The organism is Curtobacterium sp. GC_Cur_3, from assembly GCF_026544205.1.
Taxonomy (GTDB): Bacteria; Actinomycetota; Actinomycetes; order Actinomycetales; family Microbacteriaceae; genus Curtobacterium.
The window spans coordinates 1-17,699 of record NZ_JALNUI010000035.1 but is presented as its reverse complement, the minus strand read 5'-3'; the positions used below and the strand labels follow the sequence as shown (position 1 = coordinate 17,699).

23 protein-coding genes are annotated in these 17,699 nt (G+C 72.6%); 14 read left to right on the top strand and 9 right to left on the bottom strand.

Annotated elements, in window-relative coordinates:
• Positions 1–39: 39 nt before the first annotated feature.
• The 5 genes from OXR63_RS15750 to hemE form a co-directional block, all read right to left on the bottom strand.
• Positions 40–270 (bottom strand): hypothetical protein, encoded by a 231-nt coding sequence (locus OXR63_RS15750; protein ID WP_194659656.1) that lies wholly within the window; start codon positions 268–270, stop codon positions 40–42.
• A gap of 44 nt (positions 271–314) precedes the next feature.
• Entirely contained in the window at positions 315–773 is a 459-nt protein-coding gene (locus tag OXR63_RS15745) for a phage holin family protein (RefSeq protein WP_194659655.1), read from the bottom strand.
• Positions 770–1,024, bottom strand: a complete 255-nt coding sequence (locus tag OXR63_RS15740) for a hypothetical protein (RefSeq protein ID WP_194659654.1) — start codon at positions 1,022–1,024, stop codon at positions 770–772. The genes OXR63_RS15745 and OXR63_RS15740 overlap by 4 nt, the downstream gene beginning before the upstream one ends.
• Positions 1,025–1,119: 95 nt before the next feature.
• Entirely contained in the window at positions 1,120–2,436 is a 1,317-nt protein-coding gene (locus OXR63_RS15735) for a protoporphyrinogen/coproporphyrinogen oxidase (protein WP_267424749.1), read from the bottom strand.
• Positions 2,433–3,431, bottom strand: coding sequence for a uroporphyrinogen decarboxylase (gene hemE, locus OXR63_RS15730; protein ID WP_374116148.1), 999 nt, complete (start codon positions 3,429–3,431; stop codon positions 2,433–2,435). Before hemE ends, OXR63_RS15735 begins: the two co-directional genes overlap by 4 nt.
• A 152-nt stretch (positions 3,432–3,583) precedes the next feature.
• Between hemE and OXR63_RS15725 the strand changes: the two genes are divergently transcribed.
• On the top strand, positions 3,584–4,900 hold the full coding sequence (locus OXR63_RS15725) for a glutamyl-tRNA reductase (RefSeq protein ID WP_267424744.1): 1,317 nt from the start codon (positions 3,584–3,586) through the stop codon (positions 4,898–4,900).
• A gap of 29 nt (positions 4,901–4,929) precedes the next feature.
• On the top strand, positions 4,930–5,328 hold the full coding sequence (locus OXR63_RS15720; protein ID WP_267424742.1) for an NUDIX hydrolase: 399 nt from the start codon (positions 4,930–4,932) through the stop codon (positions 5,326–5,328).
• Between the two features lie 10 nt (positions 5,329–5,338).
• On the opposite strand, the gene OXR63_RS15715 is transcribed toward OXR63_RS15720, so the two are convergent.
• The gene (locus OXR63_RS15715) at positions 5,339–5,644 is read right to left on the bottom strand and encodes a hypothetical protein (protein WP_194659651.1); all 306 of its coding nucleotides are present in this window, start codon (positions 5,642–5,644) and stop codon (positions 5,339–5,341) included.
• Between the two features lie 154 nt (positions 5,645–5,798).
• Here OXR63_RS15715 and OXR63_RS18480 point away from each other — a divergent pair, with 154 nt between their 5' ends.
• The 10 genes from OXR63_RS18480 to OXR63_RS15665 all read left to right on the top strand — a co-directional run bounded on the left by OXR63_RS18480 (position 5,799) and on the right by OXR63_RS15665 (position 11,247).
• Complete coding sequence (locus tag OXR63_RS18480; RefSeq protein WP_267424739.1) at positions 5,799–6,998, top strand: AraC family transcriptional regulator; 1,200 nt, start codon at positions 5,799–5,801, stop codon at positions 6,996–6,998.
• Positions 6,999–7,158: 160 nt separating this feature from the next.
• Positions 7,159–7,626 carry an Asp23/Gls24 family envelope stress response protein gene (locus OXR63_RS15705; RefSeq protein WP_267424736.1) on the top strand — a complete coding sequence of 156 codons (468 nt, stop codon included), beginning with the start codon at positions 7,159–7,161 and terminating at the stop codon, positions 7,624–7,626.
• Positions 7,623–7,814 carry a DUF2273 domain-containing protein gene (locus OXR63_RS15700; protein ID WP_194659648.1) on the top strand — a complete coding sequence of 64 codons (192 nt, stop codon included), beginning with the start codon at positions 7,623–7,625 and terminating at the stop codon, positions 7,812–7,814. Before OXR63_RS15705 ends, OXR63_RS15700 begins: the two co-directional genes overlap by 4 nt.
• Complete coding sequence (locus OXR63_RS15695; RefSeq protein WP_267424734.1) at positions 7,811–8,125, top strand: hypothetical protein; 315 nt, start codon at positions 7,811–7,813, stop codon at positions 8,123–8,125. The genes OXR63_RS15700 and OXR63_RS15695 overlap by 4 nt, the downstream gene beginning before the upstream one ends.
• A 9-nt stretch (positions 8,126–8,134) precedes the next feature.
• Positions 8,135–8,725, top strand: coding sequence for a DUF6286 domain-containing protein (locus tag OXR63_RS15690; RefSeq protein ID WP_267424732.1), 591 nt, complete (start codon positions 8,135–8,137; stop codon positions 8,723–8,725).
• The gene (locus OXR63_RS15685; protein ID WP_267424731.1) at positions 8,722–9,285 is read left to right on the top strand and encodes a hypothetical protein; all 564 of its coding nucleotides are present in this window, start codon (positions 8,722–8,724) and stop codon (positions 9,283–9,285) included. Before OXR63_RS15690 ends, OXR63_RS15685 begins: the two co-directional genes overlap by 4 nt.
• A gap of 101 nt (positions 9,286–9,386) precedes the next feature.
• Positions 9,387–9,560, top strand: a complete 174-nt coding sequence (locus OXR63_RS15680) for a CsbD family protein (protein ID WP_267424730.1) — start codon at positions 9,387–9,389, stop codon at positions 9,558–9,560.
• Positions 9,561–9,653: 93 nt separating this feature from the next.
• Positions 9,654–10,604 (top strand): Asp23/Gls24 family envelope stress response protein, encoded by a 951-nt coding sequence (locus OXR63_RS15675; protein WP_267424728.1) that lies wholly within the window; start codon positions 9,654–9,656, stop codon positions 10,602–10,604.
• Positions 10,601–11,023, top strand: coding sequence for an MFS transporter permease (locus OXR63_RS15670; protein ID WP_267424726.1), 423 nt, complete (start codon positions 10,601–10,603; stop codon positions 11,021–11,023). Before OXR63_RS15675 ends, OXR63_RS15670 begins: the two co-directional genes overlap by 4 nt.
• A gap of 32 nt (positions 11,024–11,055) precedes the next feature.
• Complete coding sequence (locus tag OXR63_RS15665; protein WP_267424725.1) at positions 11,056–11,247, top strand: hypothetical protein; 192 nt, start codon at positions 11,056–11,058, stop codon at positions 11,245–11,247.
• A 51-nt stretch (positions 11,248–11,298) separates the two neighbouring features.
• On the opposite strand, the gene OXR63_RS15660 is transcribed toward OXR63_RS15665, so the two are convergent.
• Both OXR63_RS15660 and OXR63_RS15655 read right to left on the bottom strand, forming a co-directional pair.
• A complete protein-coding gene (locus OXR63_RS15660) occupies positions 11,299–12,237 on the bottom strand; it encodes a serine hydrolase (protein ID WP_267424724.1) in 939 nt (312 codons plus the stop codon).
• Positions 12,237–14,201, bottom strand: coding sequence for a M13 family metallopeptidase (locus tag OXR63_RS15655; protein WP_267424723.1), 1,965 nt, complete (start codon positions 14,199–14,201; stop codon positions 12,237–12,239). The genes OXR63_RS15660 and OXR63_RS15655 overlap by 1 nt, the downstream gene beginning before the upstream one ends.
• 94 nt (positions 14,202–14,295) lie before the next feature.
• Here OXR63_RS15655 and OXR63_RS15650 point away from each other — a divergent pair, with 94 nt between their 5' ends.
• Complete coding sequence (locus OXR63_RS15650; protein WP_267424722.1) at positions 14,296–15,639, top strand: uracil-xanthine permease family protein; 1,344 nt, start codon at positions 14,296–14,298, stop codon at positions 15,637–15,639.
• Positions 15,640–15,741: 102 nt separating this feature from the next.
• Here OXR63_RS15650 and OXR63_RS15645 read toward each other — a convergent pair whose 3' ends face one another.
• Positions 15,742–16,437 (bottom strand): GAP family protein, encoded by a 696-nt coding sequence (locus OXR63_RS15645; RefSeq protein WP_267424720.1) that lies wholly within the window; start codon positions 16,435–16,437, stop codon positions 15,742–15,744.
• 9 nt (positions 16,438–16,446) lie between these two features.
• Here OXR63_RS15645 and OXR63_RS15640 point away from each other — a divergent pair.
• A partial coding sequence (locus tag OXR63_RS15640; protein ID WP_267424718.1) for an MATE family efflux transporter occupies positions 16,447–17,699 on the top strand: 1,253 nt, incomplete at its 3' end.

The window sequence follows — 17,699 nt, the reverse complement described above, 5'->3', positions numbered from 1 at the left end:
CGGCGAGCACCCCGTGACCGCGGGCGACCCCAGTCGGAGCTACCGCCGTCGGAGTACCAGCACGACGATACCCCCGACCACCGTCACGCCCGCTGCGACCCCGGCCAGGTACTCGGGACGCTTCTCGACGACGCCGCGCTTGACCTTCGACGCCGCGATGCCGAGCTGCTTCGGCAGGTTGAGCTTGTCCTCGATCGCGTCGAGGGTGTCGAAGAGCTGGGCGCGGGTCTTCGCGACGCGGTCGGCGATGTCGTCGTGCTGGTCGGTCACTGGGACTCCTCGGTGTGGTGCGGGGACGGTCGACACGTCAGGCGTCAGAACCGGCCGCTGACGTCCGGCTTGCGGGACGCGTGCTGGATCTCGGGCGTGGGCTTCTTGCCGAGGCCCTTGACCGCGTTGATGTCGTTCTTGACGCTGTCGATCGTGCGCTTCGGCGTGATCGGCAGGCCCTTCTTGAACCGCTTCCAGCCGACGAACCCGAGGATCGCGGCGACGACGAGCATCACGAACGCGAGCACGAGCGCGGCCAGCCACGCGGGCATGATCGTCGCGAGGCCCATGACGGCCGCCGTCAGCAGCACGCCGATGGCGTACAACACGATGACGAGCGCGGCGACGAGGAGTCCGGCGGCGAGGGCGAAGACCTTCGCCTTCCCCATCAGCTCGGCCTTCAGCAGCGCGATCTCGCCCTTGACGAGGTTCTTGACGAGCTGGGGGACGTCCCCGACGAGACCGAAGAGCGATCGCGACTTCCGGTCACGCGTGTCGGTCATGAGGTCGTGTCGTCCTTCTTCTGACCGACCTTGCGAACGACCTTCTTGGTCTGCTCACCGATGAAGTCGGCGACGTCCGGCGTCTTGTCGGCGACGAACTCCTCGACGCCGTGCACGCTCTTCTGGACGTTGTCGTTGTTCCAGATCTTGCCGCTGACGGTCTTGATCTGTTCGTAGCGCGCTCGTCCGGCTCGCGATCCCAGGACGTACCCGAGTGCTGCGCCGGCGACGAACAGGAGCCTGCCTCGCATGGTTCCTCCGAAAGTCAGTGTGCGTGGAATGCGCGCCGAGAGGGATGTCCCCCGGCGTTCCACCAACAGTAGCCCTCGGCGGGTCAGCGGTCCGCTCAGGAACCGAGGAGCGCGCGGACCGCTGCCCTGGTCGTGGTGACGATGCCGGAGAGCCCGCGCCCGCTCGACGCCTCGCCGATGCCGACGACCCCCTCGGCCAGCCCGGAGGCCTGCGTGTCCGGGCCGTGCCACCGCACCGAGGCGGCACCGAGGACGCGTCCCGCGTCCACCGGCAGGCCGAGCAGGGCGCTCGCGTCCGTCGTGGCCCGGACGCCCGTCTCGCCGACGGGGTCGACCGGGAGGCTCGTGGCCACGTCCGCCGCGTCGGCCGCCGGGGTCGCGTAGCTGAGCCGCAGGACGTGGCGCCCGCTGGCAGCGTCGGCCAGCCACGGCCACTTGACCGTCGCGTGCGTGAGGGCCTTCGCCCGGACACCGGTGGCCGCCGGGTGCACGAGCATGCCCGTGCCGCGGGGTGCAGCGTCGAGTTCCGGCTGGTCGACGACGAGCGTGACCAGCTCGATCCCCGTCCGTGTCGCCGCGGCGCTCCGCATCGGGTCGGACACCGCCGAGAGGACGTGGTCGGCCACCAGGCGCTCGGTGGTGCCGTCCGCGCCGAGGACCTCGACCGCGGCCCGGTCGACCCGGGTCACCCGGGTGTGCAGCCGGACGTCGACGTGCCAGGTCTCGAGGTCGGCGACGAGTTCGTCCACGATGCGCACGATGCCGCCGCGGATGCCCTGCACGGCGGACCCGGCGGTCGCTCGTTCCCGGAGCGCGAGGACGGCCCGGGCGAGGGAGCCCTCGCGGAGGAGCGCGTCGCGGAGCCCGGGGGCCACCCGGTCGGGGTCGAGGTCGTCGGGGTGCGTGGAGTGGACACCCGCGACGACGGGCACCACGAGGTCGTCGAGGACCTTGGCGCCCATCCGCTTCCGGACCATCGCGCCGAGCGACGTCCCACGGGCACCGACGGGCGCCGGCAGCAGCGAGTCCATCTGTGCGCGGAGCCCGCCGGCCTGCCCGACGACGGCGAGCACGTCGGCCGCCATCGGGACGCCGGGGATGCCGAGGAGCCCGGTCGCCGGCATCGGGGCGGTCCGGCCGTCGCGCGTCATCAGCCAGGCGCCGCGGGGGTCCGGGGAGACGATCTCGTTGCCGAGCCCGAGCTCGATCGCGAGCGAGGAGACGGCGTCCGTCCTGGTGGCGAACGAGTCGGCGGCCATGTCGAGGTCGATCCCCGCGACGGTGTGCCGGCGGATCATGCCGCCGAGCACGCCGGAGGCCTCGACGAGCACCACGTGCACGCCGGCCTTGGCGAGGTCCCGTGCCGCGAGCAGCCCGGCGACCCCGCCACCGACGACGATCGCCTCGGTCACGCGGAGGCCTCGGCGCCGCTCCCCAGGGCGTGCACGAGCTCGACGACGCGGGTCAGCACGGCGGGGTCGGTCTCCGGCGGGACACCGTGGCCGAGGTTCACGACGTGGGCACGGGCGGCCCCACCGCGGCGCACGACCTGTCGCACGTGGGCCTCGAGGACCTCCCACGCGGCGGAGAGCATCGCCGGGTCGATGTTGCCCTGCACGGTGACACCGGTGCCGACCCGCGCGACGGCCTGGTCGAGCGGCAGGCGCCAGTCCACCCCGACGGCGTCGACCGCGACCGTGTCGCCACCGAGGGTCGTCATGTCCCGCAGGACCTCACCGCTGCCGACGCCGAAGTGGATGCGCGGGACGCCGAGGTCAGCCACGTGCGACAGGGCCACGGCCGAGTGCGGGGCGACGTGCGTCAGGTAGTCCTCCCGCGACAGCGACCCGACCCACGAGTCGAAGAGCTGGACCGCCGAGGCGCCGGCGAGCACCTGCGCCCGGAGGAACGTCCCCGACACCGCCGCTGCCCAGGCCAGCAGGCGCGACCAGGTCACCGGGTCGGCGTGCATGAGCGTGCGGGCGCGGATGTGGTCCTTCGAGGGACCGCCCTCGACCAGGTAGGCCGCGAGGGTGAACGGAGCCCCCGCGAACCCGATGAGCGGCGTGCTGCCGAGCTCGGCCACGGTGCGCGCGACGGCCTCGGCGATGGGGGCCAGCGCGGCCGGGTCGAGGGCCTCGAGCGCGTCGACGTCCGCCACCGTGCGGATCGGCGAGCCGAGCACGGGCCCGCGACCGGGGACGATCTCGATGTCCACGCCCGCGAGCTTGATCGGCACGACGATGTCGCTGAAGAAGATACCGGCGTCCACCCCGTGCCGACGGACCGGCTGCAGCGTGATCTCAGACGCCATCGCCGGGTCGAGGCAGGCGTCGAGCATCGCGGTGCCGACGCGGAGGTCGCGGTACTCGGGCAGCGACCGGCCCGCCTGGCGCATGAACCACACCGGCAGCGTCTCCGGACGGTCACCCCGCAGGGCCCGGACCAGCGCCGATCCGGCGGTCCGTCCGTCGGCGAGCGGGTGCGTGGCTGGCAGTGCGGCTGTGGATGCGTCGGTCACCGCACGATTCTCCCACCGAGCGCGGTACCATCGAGTACGTGCTCATCTGTCTCACGGCGTCGCATCGCAACGCCAGCTTCGACCTCCTGGAGCGACTGAGCATCGGCGCCCCCGCGGCGGCCAGCAGACTGGTCACCGACTCCGACGTCCTCGACGGCGCCGTGGTCCTCGCGACCTGCAACCGCTTCGAGGCCTACCTCGACATCGCCGGCGACGACCGCGACTCCGCGGTGAGCGCCACGGTCGACGCCGTGGCCCAGGCGAGCGGGCTCGTCGGCACCGAGGTCCACGAGTCCGTCTCCGTGCTCGGCGGCAAGGACGTCGTCCAGCACCTCTTCGCCGTCTCCAGCGGCCTCGAGTCCGTCGTCATCGGCGAGACCGAGATCTCCGGGCAGGTCCGCCGCTCGCTCGAGGACGCCCGCGCCAACGGCACCACCACCTCGGACCTCGAGCGCCTGTTCCAGGAAGCCGCCCACACCTCCCGCGGCGTCAAGACCCGCACGCGCATCGGTGCCGCCGGCCGCTCGCTCGTCCGCCTCGGGCTGGAGCTCGCGTCGTCCCGCGTGACCGACTGGGCCCGCGCGAACGTGCTGCTCGTCGGCACGGGCAGCTACGCCGCCACCACGATCGCCGCCCTGCGCGACCGCGGCGCCGAGCGGATCCAGGTCTACTCGCCGTCCGGCCGCGCACCCTGGTTCGCCGCCAAGCACGACCTCGTCGCCGCGCACGACCTGCACCAGGCGATCACGTCGAGCGACGTCGTCATCACGTGCACGTCGAGCGAGGTGCCGGTCATCAGCGCGGCCGACCTCGACGACGGCGTCCGTCGCATCGTCATCGACCTCGGACTCCCCCGCAACGTCGACCCCGCGGCCGCGCAGGTGCAGGGCACGGAGCTCCTCGACCTCGAGACGATCAGCATCCACGCGCCGGTCTCCGAGCTGAACGCCGAGTCCGAGGCCCGCGCCATGGTCGAGGACGCCGTCTCCCGGTTCCGCGCGCAGTCGATGGAGCAGTCGACGACGCCGGCGCTCGTGGGGTTCCGGAAGCACGTGTTCGACATCCTCGACGCCGAGATCGAGCGCTCGACCCGGCGCGGGGACGTCACGCCGGAGTCCGCGGAGCAGACCGAACGGGCGCTGCGGCACCTGGTCGGCGTCCTGCTGCACCGGCCGTCGGTCCGCGCCAGGGAGCTCGGTCGCGCGGGGCGCGGCGACGAGTTCGTCCAGGCGCTCGACGCCCTCTACGGGGTCCGACCGGAACCCGAGGCGGAACTGGACGTCCCGGTGCCCGTCGTGCCGCTGGCGGACCGGACCGCCCCGGCACACGACGACGACGCTGCGGACGCCAGCTGAGCCTCCGAGCCGGCCCACCCGTCCTGCAGGTGAGCGCGCTCCTGCTGGTGCGCGACCGCCGCGTCCTGATGGTGCGGGCGCGTGGGCGCGACGTCCTCTACCTGCCCGGCGGCAAGGTCGAGCCCGGCGAGACGGCCGTGCAGGCCGTGGTCCGCGAAGCGCTCGAGGAGACCGGCCTGCGGTTCACCGCGGCCGACGTCGACGAGTTCGCGGTCGTGACGGAACCGGCGCACGGACAGGCACCCGGCACGGTCGTCGCGATGACGCTCTTCCTGGCCCGACCGGGAGGCCCGCTGGACACCGCCTCGCCCGTCGCCTCCGCAGAGGTCGACGAGGTCGAGTGGGTCACCGCAGCGGACGCGGACCGGTGTCCGCCGGCGGGCGTCGAGACGCTGCGCCTGCTCACGCAGGCGCAGCTCCTCGACTGACGGCCCGTACTCAGCCGTTCTCGGTGTCGTCGGTGCCCGTGCCGGTGTCGACGTAGTGGCCGACCTCGGCCGAGGCACGAGCCGTGCCCTCGTCCGCGTCGCCGGGGATCTCGGAGTCGACGTACTCGCCGTCGGTGCCCGTGCTGGTCGGCGTGGCCTCGCCCGGGATGTCGCTCTCGACGAACTCGCCGACGGGCTCCTCCGAACGCGGCGACTCCTCGCCCGGGATGTCACTGTCGACGAAGGCGCCTGCGGCCGGTTCGACGCCGTCGGCGCGGTCGGACTCGCCGCGGATCTGCTCGTGCTTGCCTGCCATGGTCGTCCTCCAGGGTGGGTGGGCGGCATCGCTGCCGTGTGCTGGCGAGTGTGCTCGTGCACCCTGAGTGTCCTCCGGACCGGGCGGCCCGTCGGGTGCTGGCCCCCGACCACGGTGATCGACCCGGACCGGGTGCGGGTGTGAGGATGGGCGCGTGAGCACGTCGTCCAACGGATTCCGTCGACTGCGGTTCTCCGACGAGGACGGCACGGACTACGACGCGATCTTCAGCTCGGAGTACCGCGGGTCGGAGTTCTTCACCGAGACGCGGGTCGCTCCCGGCACCCGGTACGAGTACACGGTGGTCGGTGACGACGACCTGTCCCTCCGGACGATGCGCGCGACGGGCGGGCGGCGCTCGGGCGTCATCGGCCCGCGTGCGGACCACGTCGTCTTCTGGCTGTCCCAGGGCACGCTCGAGATGCACTTCGCCGACCGGGTCCGCGTCGTCCGACCAGGCGCTCCGTACATCGCCTCGGCGTCCGAGGCCTACCGGTTCGAGTCCGAGGAGACGATCTACAACGGCGTGCACGTCGCCGATCGGTTCCTCCGCACGGTCGCACGCGAGCTCGGCTACCGGCAGCCGGACGGCCCGCTGCTCTTCGCGCAGCAGGACGAGGTCGTCGCCCGGCGCGAGCCCCTCCGGCGGCTGCTGCGCGAACTCACCCCGGCGCTCCTGGACGACCGCGTGCAGGGGGCGATGCGCACGGCGTTGAACCGGCGCCTGGCCGTCGTCGTCCTCGACACGTTCCCGCTGCGCGACGTCGACGACGTGCCGCTCGCGAACCGCCTGCGCGACGCCATCCGCCACATCGAGGACCACGCCCGCGAACGGCCGTCGGTCGGGGCGATCGCGGCCGCCGCGGGCCTCGGCGAACGGAGCCTGCAGGACGTTTTCGTCCGCACGCTCGGCGTCACCCCGAGCCGGTTCCTCCGTGACCACCGCCTGGACGAGGTCCGACGGCAGCTCCTGCACGGGGACACCACGGACGGGGTCATCGACGTCGCGCGCTGCTGGGGCTTCACGAACGCCGGCCGGTTCGCCGCCACGTACCGGGAGCGCTTCGGGGAGAGCCCCGGCGAGACGCGCACGGCAGCTCGTGGGCCGCAGGGCGCGACCGGCGAGCCCTCCGCACGCGTCCGGCAGGCGATGACGTTCATCACCGAGCACGCGGAGGACCCCCTCACCGTCCAGACGATCGCCGACGCGGTCGGGGTACGTCCTCGCCGCCTGCAGCAGCTGTTCCAGGACGAGTGCGGCACCACGCCGATGGCACATCTGCGTGCCGTCCGGGCCACGGCCGCCGCCCGTGCAGAACGCAACGCGCCGGACGAAATCGGCGACGAACGCTGACCGGTCCTGCCGAACGGGGGACAAGTCAGGCCGGATCGGGCTGCTGTCTGGCAGAAGTCTGGGAACCGTGATCGGCGTGTGACTTCTCTCGACCCCAGCCCGTCTCATCCGTGAACAGCAACCGCTGGGAACACCCGGCGGGCTCTCGGAAGGAGACATCATGGCGAACACCACGACCACCCCCACCCCCGGCACCCTGGCCGCGACGACCGCGACCGGCTCGGCCGCGCGCTCCACCGGCTCCACCACCGGCAAGACCGTCATCGACGACACCGTCGTCTCGAAGGTCGCCGGCATCGCCGCGCGCGAGGTCAACGGCGTGCACGGCCTCGGCGGCGGCGCAGCCCGTGCCATCGGCGCCCTCCGCGACGCCATCGGCCAGCGCGACCTCTCGCAGGGCGTCAAGGTCGAGGTCGGCGAGAAGCAGGTCGCCGCGGACATCACCATCGTCGCCGAGTACCCGGTGCCGCTGCAGCAGGTCGCCGAGGGCGTCCGCTCCTCGGTCGCCCGTGCCCTCGAGCAGATCGTCGGCATGGAGGTCGCCGAGGTCAACGTGACCGTCCAGGACGTCTTCATCGCGGGTGACGACGACGAGGACGACGACAAGAAGGAAGCGCGCGTCGCATGAGCACCACACTCGCAGGCGCCCTGATCGGCGCCATCCTCGCAGTCGTCGCACTGCAGTTCGGCTTCTGGGGCTTCGTCCTCGTCGTCGTGTTCGCCGCGATCGGCGCCCTCGTGGCCGCCCTCGTGTCCGGACGCATCGACCGCGGTGCCCTGACCGACGTGCTGACCGGACGCCGGAGCTCCAAGTGACCGGCGGCCCGGAGGTCCCGGGCCGCGTCGAGATCACGGCGCGCGCCCTGACCTCGTGCGCCCGCGCCGTGGCCGCCGAACACCTCGGTGCTCCGGCCCGTCGTGTCCGGGTGACCCTCGGTGACCACCAGGGGTCCCTGGCACTCGACATCACCGGCCCGATGGCCGCGGCCGACGACCTCGTCGGCCGCGCAACGACCTCGGCCACCGCGGTCCGTGACCGCGTCGGCGAGCTCACCGGCCGTCGAGTCGGCAGTGCCCACATCGAACTGACCGGGATCGTGCGCGAGCACGAGACCCGGGTCCGCTAGGAGACCATCATGAGCAGCAGTCCCAACGGCGCCAGCGGCGTCGAGCGACGCATCCGGCGCCGGAGCGTGCACCGCTCCCGTTCCACCGCCGTGTCCGTCGCGCTCGTGGTGCTCGCCCTGGTCGCCGCCTGGATCGGCACCGAGTCCGTCCTCCGCGCGGTGGGCGCAGCACCCCTGCTCGCCGACCCGCAGACGGCCGTCGACACCGCGCTCCGCCCGGACGCCGCGTTCGTCACGATCGCCGAGGTCATCGCCGGCGTGCTCGTCGTGCTGGGGATCGTCCTCGTCGTCCTGGCCCTGAAGCCCGGTCGACAGCACCGCTCCCCCGTCCCGCACGAGCGCGGCGCGGTCATCATCGACACCCGCATCATCGCGGCGACGGCAGCGAACGCCGCCGGCACCGCAGCGGGCGTCCCGGACGGCAACGCCACCGCCACCTCGCGTGGCACCAGCACCGAGGTCCGAGTGGTCCCGGTCTCCGGCATCGCCGTGGACGAGGGGATCGTCCGCGACGCCGTCAAGGACCGCCTCGTCCAGCTCGACGAGCGCCTCGGTCGTCGGGTCAAGGTCCGCATCGCAGAACAGGGGACGCTGTCATGACCAAGAGCAACCGCACTCTCAACCGCATCATCCTGTTCGTCCTCGGGCTCGTCGCCGTCCTGGTCGGTCTGACCATCGGCGCCGGCGTCCTGCCCGCGGTCCGCGACGCGGTGCGTCCGTACCTCGAGCTGCCCCGCAGCATCGACGTCCCCGCGGCGTCGCTGTGGATCGTGGCCGTGGCGTGCGCGGTCGTCATCGTGCTCGCCCTGATCTGGGTGTTCACCCGCGGCGGCGGCGGGACCTCCATCGCCGTCCGTGAACGCTCCGGAGACGACGCCGTGACGATCAACGTCGCGCTCGTCCGTGACGTCGTGGAGCACGAGCTCCGCGAGGTCCGGGACGTCGTCAACGCGAAGGTCGACGTCTTCCTGGTCCGTCGGCAGCGCGCCGCCCGGATCAAGGTGGCCGTGCGCCGCGGCGGCGACGCCGTCGCCGTGCTCGACGCCGTCGACCACGCACTCGCGGTCCTGGACCGCACCCTCGGACGGCCGGTCCCCGTGCTCGTCCACCTCACCGGCGGGACCCGTTCGGTCCTCGCCAAGCCGTCCCGCGTCGGCTGACCCCGACACACGTCGGCTGACGCCGACACGCGGACGCACCCCGAGCCTCCCGGCTCACCCACCATCACCGGGCTCGCGCCCACCTCGAGAAAGGACCCCTCATGGGACTCGACGACAAGATCAAGAACGCCGCTCAGGACATCGCCGGCAAGGCGAAGGAGGCCTTCGGCAACGCGACCAACGACGACTCCAAGGTCGCCGAGGGCAAGAAGGACCAGGCGGCCGCTGACGTCAAGCAGACCGGCGAGGACGTCAAGGACGTCTTCAAGCACTAGGACACCCACACCGACGACGACGGGGTACCCGCCACGGGTGCCCCGTCGTCGCCTGTCCGGCACCGGACGCATCCTGACCGAGGAGGAAAGACCATGCAGAACGACACCCACGCCCGCACGCACGTCATCGACGTGGAGCTGCCCGCGTCGCTCACCGAGCCGCTGCCCGACGACGCGAGCACCCTGACGATCGCCGCGAGGACCGCGGCCGTCACCGCGCTCGGCGTCGACGGGGTGCACCACCTCGGCAGCCTGGTGGAGCGAGCCGCCGACCAGGTGCGCTCCCGCCTCGGCCGGGCCGGCAGCGCCCTCGGCGTGACCGTGGACGACGCCGACACCGCGCTCGACGTCCGGGTGTCGCTCGTGGTCGAGTACCCCCAGCCCGTCACCGCCGTCGCTGCGGAAGTCCGCTCGCAGGTCGCCCGCGCCGTCGGGGAGATCGCCCAGCGCCCCGCGCACGTCGAGGTCCACGTGACCGACGTGCACGGGCCGTTCGACGACGAGCCGTCCGTGATCGACAGGGCCTCGGACGCGGTCAGGGACGCCACGGACCAGGTGCGTGCCACGGCGTCGGAGGCCGCATCGGACGTGTCCGACCAGGTCCGCGAGACCGCCGGCCGTGCCCGCACGGCCGGGACCGAGGCCCTGCAGCGCGCGTCGGAGACCGCCGCCGCTGCCGCCGACTCGGCCCAGGCGACGGCACGGCACGCTCGTGACGCCACCGCGACCACTGCCACCCGCGTGTCCGACGCCGCCGGTGCGCACACCGCCGCCGCTGCCGGCGCGACCCAGCGTGCCGCTGCCGACGTGGCCGACCGGGCCGCCGAGGCGGCGGATGCCGCGCGGGACGCCGCCGTGAGCGCCGCGGACCAGGTGCACGACGTCGTCGAGGCCGAGGCCGAGGCCGAGGCCGCCGAGGCCGAGCGCGCCGAGGAGTCCGTCAACGCCAAGGCCGAGCGCGCCAGCGACGCCGCTGACGAGGCCCGCACCGCGGCCGACGACGCCCGCACCACCGCGGACCGGACGCCGGACCCCCGCGCATGACCGCCTGGTCCGGACGCAGCGGCCGACGGTTCGGACGTGAGCGTCCGCCCCGCGCCCGCGGCGTCTGGATCGCCACGGGCGTCGGCGTACTGGTCGTCCTGCTCGTCGTCACCGCCGGCTTCCTGCCGCTCGTCGGGTTCCTCGGCGGTGTGACCGCGACGACGGTCGGCCTGGTGCCGTTCCCGTTCGTCCGCGTCACGCTCGTGACCGTCCTCGGCGGGCTGGTGGTCCTCGGCCTGCTGGTCCTCGCCGTCACCCGACGGCGCACCGTGGCCGCGTGGGTCCCCGTGGTCCTCGCGGTGCTGGTCACCCTCGCCGTGACCGTCTACCCGCTCGTCGCCGTCGCCGTCGGGTCCGCCGACCGGGCCGGCGACGTCTGGCCGATCATCACCGACCTCGTACGACGGGTCACCGGCTGACCGGCCGGCCCCACCACCGAAAGGGACACCCCATGCGCAACCGCGTCATCGTCATCGGAGCCGTCGTGCTCATCGCGTTCGTGATCGGGTCGCGGTCGAACCGCCCCGTCATCAAGCAGTCCAAGGGCGAGACCGCCCGGAGGATGTGGAACGACCCCCGCGCCCGCAAGGGACGCAAGAAGCTCGCGAAGAAGATCGCCAAGGCCGCGAAGAAGCGCGGCTGAACCAGATCTGACGACGGCCCCGACACGTGACGCGTCGGGGCCGTCGTGTCGTCAGCGGGTCGCGGTCGTGTGGACGGCTTCGAGCACCTCGGTGCCCATCGTGCGCAGGGCCTCGACCACGGCGAGCCGCTGGTCGAGGGTGTCGTCGGCGAAGGTCACCGTCACCGCGTAGCTCACCGAGGAACCCGGGCCCCGCAGGACCCCGGCCTCGGCACGGACCCCACGTCCGACACCGGTGACGGACACCGCCTGGAGGCCGTGGTCCAGTGCGCGGTGCGCCAGCGGGTCGAGACCGAAGGCCCCGGCGACGAGCGTCAGGTCGGCCGCCAGGGAGAGCCACCCGAGGACCCGGTTCGAGACCCCCTCGTCGACGACCTCGCCGAGCGCGAGACCACGCATCAGCCAGCTGAGCTCACCGGAGGCTGCGACGGCGATGTCGGGGGCGTCGTCGGGACCACGGCGGTCCCGCACCCGGTCGATGAACGCCGAGCGCTCGACCCCGAGCGCCTCGGCACGCTCGCGGACGGCGTCGATCCCGACCAGTGAGAGCAGTGCGTTCGTCGCCCAGGCGTCGGCAGTCGCCGCGACGAGGGTCGCGAGGTCGGGGACCTGCATGGTCGGCTCCTGCAGGAACTGCCACAGGCCCGGTCCGGCCGCGGTGTCCCGGGCCATCCGCTGCAGCCGGTCGCCGTGCAGCCGGCCGTCCTCGAGCCGTGCCGCGACCTCGGTCAGGAGCAGCACCCGCCCGAGGCTGCCGACGGGCTGCACGAGTCGGTCGTCCACGGCCAGCAGGGCCCGACCGGTCGACGTGTCGATGACCGACGCGCTGACCCCGGCGCCGTCGTGCGCCAGGGACCCGAGCGCGTCGACGGTCGCGACGAAGCGCTCCTCCGCCCCGCCGCGGTGCCGTCCCCGAGCACGGGAGCCCGCGCCGGAGCGACCGTCCTGGCGACGCCGCCGCGAGGACGGAGCCGCGTCGGGCTCGACCATCACCAGATGGCGACGCGCTCGGCGGGGTCGAGGTACATCGCGTCCTGCTCCGTCACGCCGAAGGTGTCGTAGAACACGTCGATGTTCTTGACCACCTGGTTGCAGCGGAACTCGGTCGGCGAGTGCGGGTCGATCGTCAGCAGCCGTGCTGCCTCCTCCGGGCGGATCGCCATCTGCCAGGCCTGCGCCCAGCTCAGGAAGAACCGCTCGGCACCGGTCAGGCCGTCGATCACGGGCGGCTCCTGGCCACCGAGGGAGATCAGGTACGCCTTCCACGCGATGGAGAGCCCGCCGAGGTCACCGATGTTCTCGCCGATCGTGAGCGCGCCGTTGACGTGCCCGTCCGGGACCTCGGTCGGGACGAGGGCGTCGTACTGGGCGATGAGGGCCTTGGTGCGCTCCTCGAAGGCCTGACGGTCGGCCTCGGTCCACCAGTTCTGCAGGCGTCCGTCGCCGTCGTACTGGGAGCCCTGGTCGTCGAAGCCGTGGCCGATCTCGTGCCCGATGACGGCACCGATCGCGCCGTAGTTGGCGGCCGCGTCGCGCGAGGCGTCGAAGAACGGGAACTGCAGGATGGCGGCCGGGAACACGATCTCGTTGAAGCCCGGGTTGTAGTACGCGTTGATCGTCTGCGGCGTCATGAACCACTCGTCGCGGTCGATCGGGGTGCCGATCTTGCCGAGCTCGCGGTCGACCTGGAACGAGGCCACGGCGCGGACGTTGCCGAGCAGGTCGTCCGGAGCGACGGGCAGCGCGGAGTAGTCGCGCCACTTCACCGGGTAGCCGATCTTCGGCGTGAACTTGTCGAGCTTCTCGAGCGCTCGGGCACGAGTCTCGTCGGTCATCCAGTCGAGCGCCGTGATGCTCTGGCGGTAGGCCTCGACCAGGTTCGCCACGAGGTCGTCCATCGTGACCTTCGAGGTCTCGTCGAAGTGCTCAGCGACGTAGATCCGGCCGACGGCCTCGCCCATCGCGCCCTCAACGAGCGAGACGCCGCGCTTCCAGCGCTCGCGCTGCTTGGGTGCTCCGGTGAGGGCGGTGCCGTAGAACGAGAAGCTCGTCGCCGAGAACGCGCTCGTCAGGTACGGCGCCGATCCCCGGATGACCTGCCAGGCGAGCCAGTCCTTCCAGACGGTGAGCGGTCGGTCGCGGAGCAGCTCGGACAGGCCGGTGAGGAACGAGGGCTCCCGGACGACGACGGTCTCGAAGGCACCGACGGGGGCGCCGATGGCCTGCCACCAGAGCTGCAGGTCGACGCCGGGTGCCAGCGCGGCGACCTCGGCCCACGGCAGCTTGTTGTAGGTCTTCTGGCTGTCGCGGGTGGCGACGTTGTCCCAGTGCGTCGCGGCGAGCGCCGTCTCGAGCGCGACCACGTGCTCGGTGCGCTCGGCTCCGGCTTCGAACCCGGCGAGCGGGAACATCGCGGCGACGAACTCGCGGTACTTCTCGCGGATGTCGGCGAAGCGCTCCTCGCGGTAGTACGACTCGTCGGGCAGACCGAGGCCGGACTGCTCGAGGAACACGACGTAGGAGTCGGGGTCGCCCGGGTCGTTGTCGACGAAGAGCTGGATGAAGCTCGGCAGGCCGAGGCGCTCGAAGCGCCCGACCATCCGCACGACGTCGGCGGTGGTCTCGATCGCGGCGATCTCGGCGAGGAGCGGCTCGATCGGCCCGGTGCCCAGGGCCTCCAGCGCGACCTCGTCGGTGAACGCCGTGTAGAGGTCGCCGACCTTGCGCTCCTCGGTGCCCACCGGAGCCAGCTGCGAGCGTTCGACGATGGTGCGGACGGCGGCCTCGGCGGCCTCGGCCAGCACCGTGAACGAGCCGTAGCGCGCCTTGTCGTCGGGGATCGGCGTCGCCGCGATCCACTTCCCGTTGACGTGCCGGTAGAGGTCGTCCTTCGGGGACACGTCAGGGTCGAGTTCGTCGGTTCGGATTCCGGTGGTGCCTGCGACGTCGGTCATGCGCTCCACGATAGTCACCGGGCCCGCGCAGGTCCCCCCGGCGAGTTCTCCACAGGACGTCCGCGGGCCGCTCGCTGCCCGGTACGGTCATCGCATGGGACTTCCGTGGAAGCTGCACGGTGACGGTGCGACCGTCTCCGCGACGACGATCGTGGCGCCGGACGAGCGCCTCACCTGGCCGCGGACGATCGGCCTGGGCGTGCAGCACGTCGTGGCGATGTTCGGCGCGACCTTCCTGGTGCCCCTGCTGACGGGCTTCCCGCCGTCCACCACGCTGCTCTTCAGCGGCATCGGCACGATCCTGTTCCTGCTCATCACCGGCAACCGCCTGCCGAGCTACCTCGGGTCCTCGTTCGCGTTCATCGCCCCGATCGGCGCCGCGACGAAGATCGGGGGCATCCCGCTCGCGCTGTCCGGCATCATCGTCGTCGGTGCCCTGCTCGCGGTCGTCGGCCTCGTCGTGCACCTGGCCGGTGCCGGGTGGATCGACCGCCTGATGCCGCCGATCGTCTCCGGGGCGATCGTCGCGCTCATCGGCTTCAACCTGGCGCCCGCCGCCCGTGACAACTTCACGAAGTCGCCCGTCATCGCGGTCATCACCCTGCTCTCGATCATCCTGGTGACCGTCCTCTTCAAGGGGCTGATCGGGCGCCTGTCCATCGTCATCGGCGTCGTGGTCGGCTACGTTGCCGCCCTGATCGGCGGGCAGGTCGACTTCTCCGCCGTCGCCGACGTCCCCTGGATCGGTCTGCCGACCTTCACGGCCCCCGCCTTCGACCCCGCGCAGCTGCCCATCTACCTGGCCTTCGTGCCGGTCGTCCTGGCCCTGGTCGCCGAGAACGTCGGGCACGTCAAGGGCGTCGGGCAGCTCACCGGTCGCGACCTCACCCCGCTGACCGGCCGGGCACTCCTCGCCGACGGCGTCTCGACGGTCCTGGCCGGCATCGGCGGTGGCTCCGCGACGACGACCTACGGCGAGAACATCGGTGTGATGGCCGCCACCCGGGTCTTCTCCACGGCCGCCTACTGGGTCGCCGCGATCGCCGCCGTCCTGCTCGGGCTGTCCCCGAAGATCGGCGCGGTCATCTCCTCGGTCCCCGCCGGCGTGCTCGGTGGGGCGACGACCGCGCTCTACGGCCTCATCGGTGTCATCGGCATCCGGATCTGGGTGGAGAACCGCGTCGACTTCGCCAAGCCGAAGAACCAGCTCACCGCGGGCATCGCGCTCATCATCGGCATCGCCGACTTCACGTTCTCGTTCGGTCAGGCCAGCTTCGGCGGCATCATCGTCGGCACCGTCGCGGCGATCGTCGTCTACCACCTGATGGACCTCATCGGTCGTGCTCGAGGCACCGACCCGGCCGAGCCGGTCTCCTCCGAGTCGGCGCATGCTGCCACCGGTGCGGTCCCCGCGGAGCCGCGCGTCGACCGACGCTGAGTCGCTGACGAACGGGAGGCCCTGGTCGCGACCGCCCCGCCGGCGCGTGGTGCGAGCGCGGCGGCACCACGGCCTCCCGTCCGGCCCGACGTGACCGCTCGCTCAGGCGAGCAGTCCGACCGTGCCGGTCACGAACTGGACGACCGCGAGCAGCACCAGCACGACCACCAGGAACACCGAGCCCCAGCGGGCGATCCACCCGCGCATCACGGCGAGCGCGCGCCTGGCGCGTGCACCGAGGGTGACGGCGAGGACGATCGGCAGGAACGCCGTCGATCCTCCGACGAGCACGAAGAGCGCACCGGCGACGACGGTCTCGGCTGCTGCCGGGTCGGCGTCGCCGAAGGCCAGGCCGGCACCGAGCGCCAGGACCAGGGCCTTCGGGCTCGACACGAACCACAGGACGCCGACGCCGAACGCACGGCGCGGGCCGATCGACTCCATCGCCGCGGACCAGCGGGAGCTGGCGGGTGACCCGTCGGGGAGCCGTCGCACCGTCCACTGCCAGACGGCGAGCGCGAGCAGCACGACGCCGGCACCCAGGGCGACGAGGGCCTCGACGGGCGCACCACCCGCACCGGTCCGCGTCGGCAGCCGTTCGCCGACGAGGACCGCGACCACGAGCGCGACGGCGATCGTCGTGATCCAGCCGGTCGCGCACGCCACCGCGGAGCCGTACCCGCGGCGGTGTCCGAGCAGGAAGACCACCGAGGCGACGGTGAGCGGACTGAGGGCCAGACCGACGGCCCCTGGCACGAGCGCGACCACGTCCACACGGGCGAGGCTAGTCGGCGGCATGATGTCCTGATGCCCTCGTCCCGCCGTGCCGTCGACCGCGACATCGTCCGGCTGGCGCTGCCCGCACTCGGTGCGTTGGTCGTCGAACCGCTGTTCCTGCTGACGGACACCGCGCTCGTCGGGCACCTCGGGGCGAGCCCGCTCGCGGCCGTCGGGCTCGCGAGCGCCGTGCTGCAGACCGTGACGGGGCTGCTCGTGTTCCTGGCGTACTCGACGACACCGGCGGTGGCCCGGGCGCTCGGCGGTGGCGACCGTCGGGGTGCGGTGCACGCGGGCATCGACGGGATGTGGCTCGCGCTGGTGCTCGGCGTCGTGCTGGCCCTGGTCGGCTGGCCACTCGCCGGACCGCTCGTGTCGGTGTTCGGCGCATCGTCCGAGGTGTCCACCGCAGCCACCGCGTACCTCCTCGTGTCGCTCATCGGGCTGCCCGGGATCCTCGTCGTGACGGCCTCGACCGGGCTGCTCCGCGGGCTGCAGGACACCAGGACGCCGCTCGTCGTCGCGTCGGTTGGGTTCGTCGCGAACGGGCTGCTCAACGCACTGCTGATCTACGGGCTCGGCTGGGGTGTCGAGGGCTCGGCGGCCGGCACGGTGCTCGTGCAGTGGGCGATGGCCGGCGTGTACGTGGTGATCGCCGTGCGGGCTGCCCGTCAGGTGGGCGCTCCCCTGCGTCCGGGGGCGTCGGGCGTGGTGCGGGCGCTGCGGTCGGGCGCGTGGTTGTTCCTCCGCACGGCGTCGCTGCGCGTGGCGATGCTCGCGACCGTCGGGGTGGCCGCGGGCCTCGGCACGGTCGGGCTCGCGACGACGCAGGTCGGCCTGACGGTGTTCAGCACCCTGGCCTTCGCGCTCGACGCGCTGGCGATCGCGGGACAGGCCCTCGTCGGGCACGCGCTCGGCGCGCGGGACGCGGACCGGGTGCGGCTCGTCACGACCCGGCTCGTCGTGCTCGGCGTCGGCGGCGGGGTGCTGCTCGGGCTCCTCACGCTCGCGGTCAGCGGGGTGCTCGGCCCCGTGTTCTCGGACTCGGCGGCGGTGCGGGGAGCGCTGCCGCTCGTGCTCGTGCTCATCGCGGCGGGGATGCCGGTCGCCGGGTACGTGTTCGTGCTCGACGGGGTGCTCATCGGCGCCGGGGACGCCCGCTACCTGGCGATCGCGGGAGCGGTGAACCTCGTCGTGTACCTGCCGCTGCTCTGGTTCGTCGGGGACGGGCTCGCGTCGCTGTGGGCGGTGTTCTCGTTCGGGTACATCGGGGTGCGCGCGGT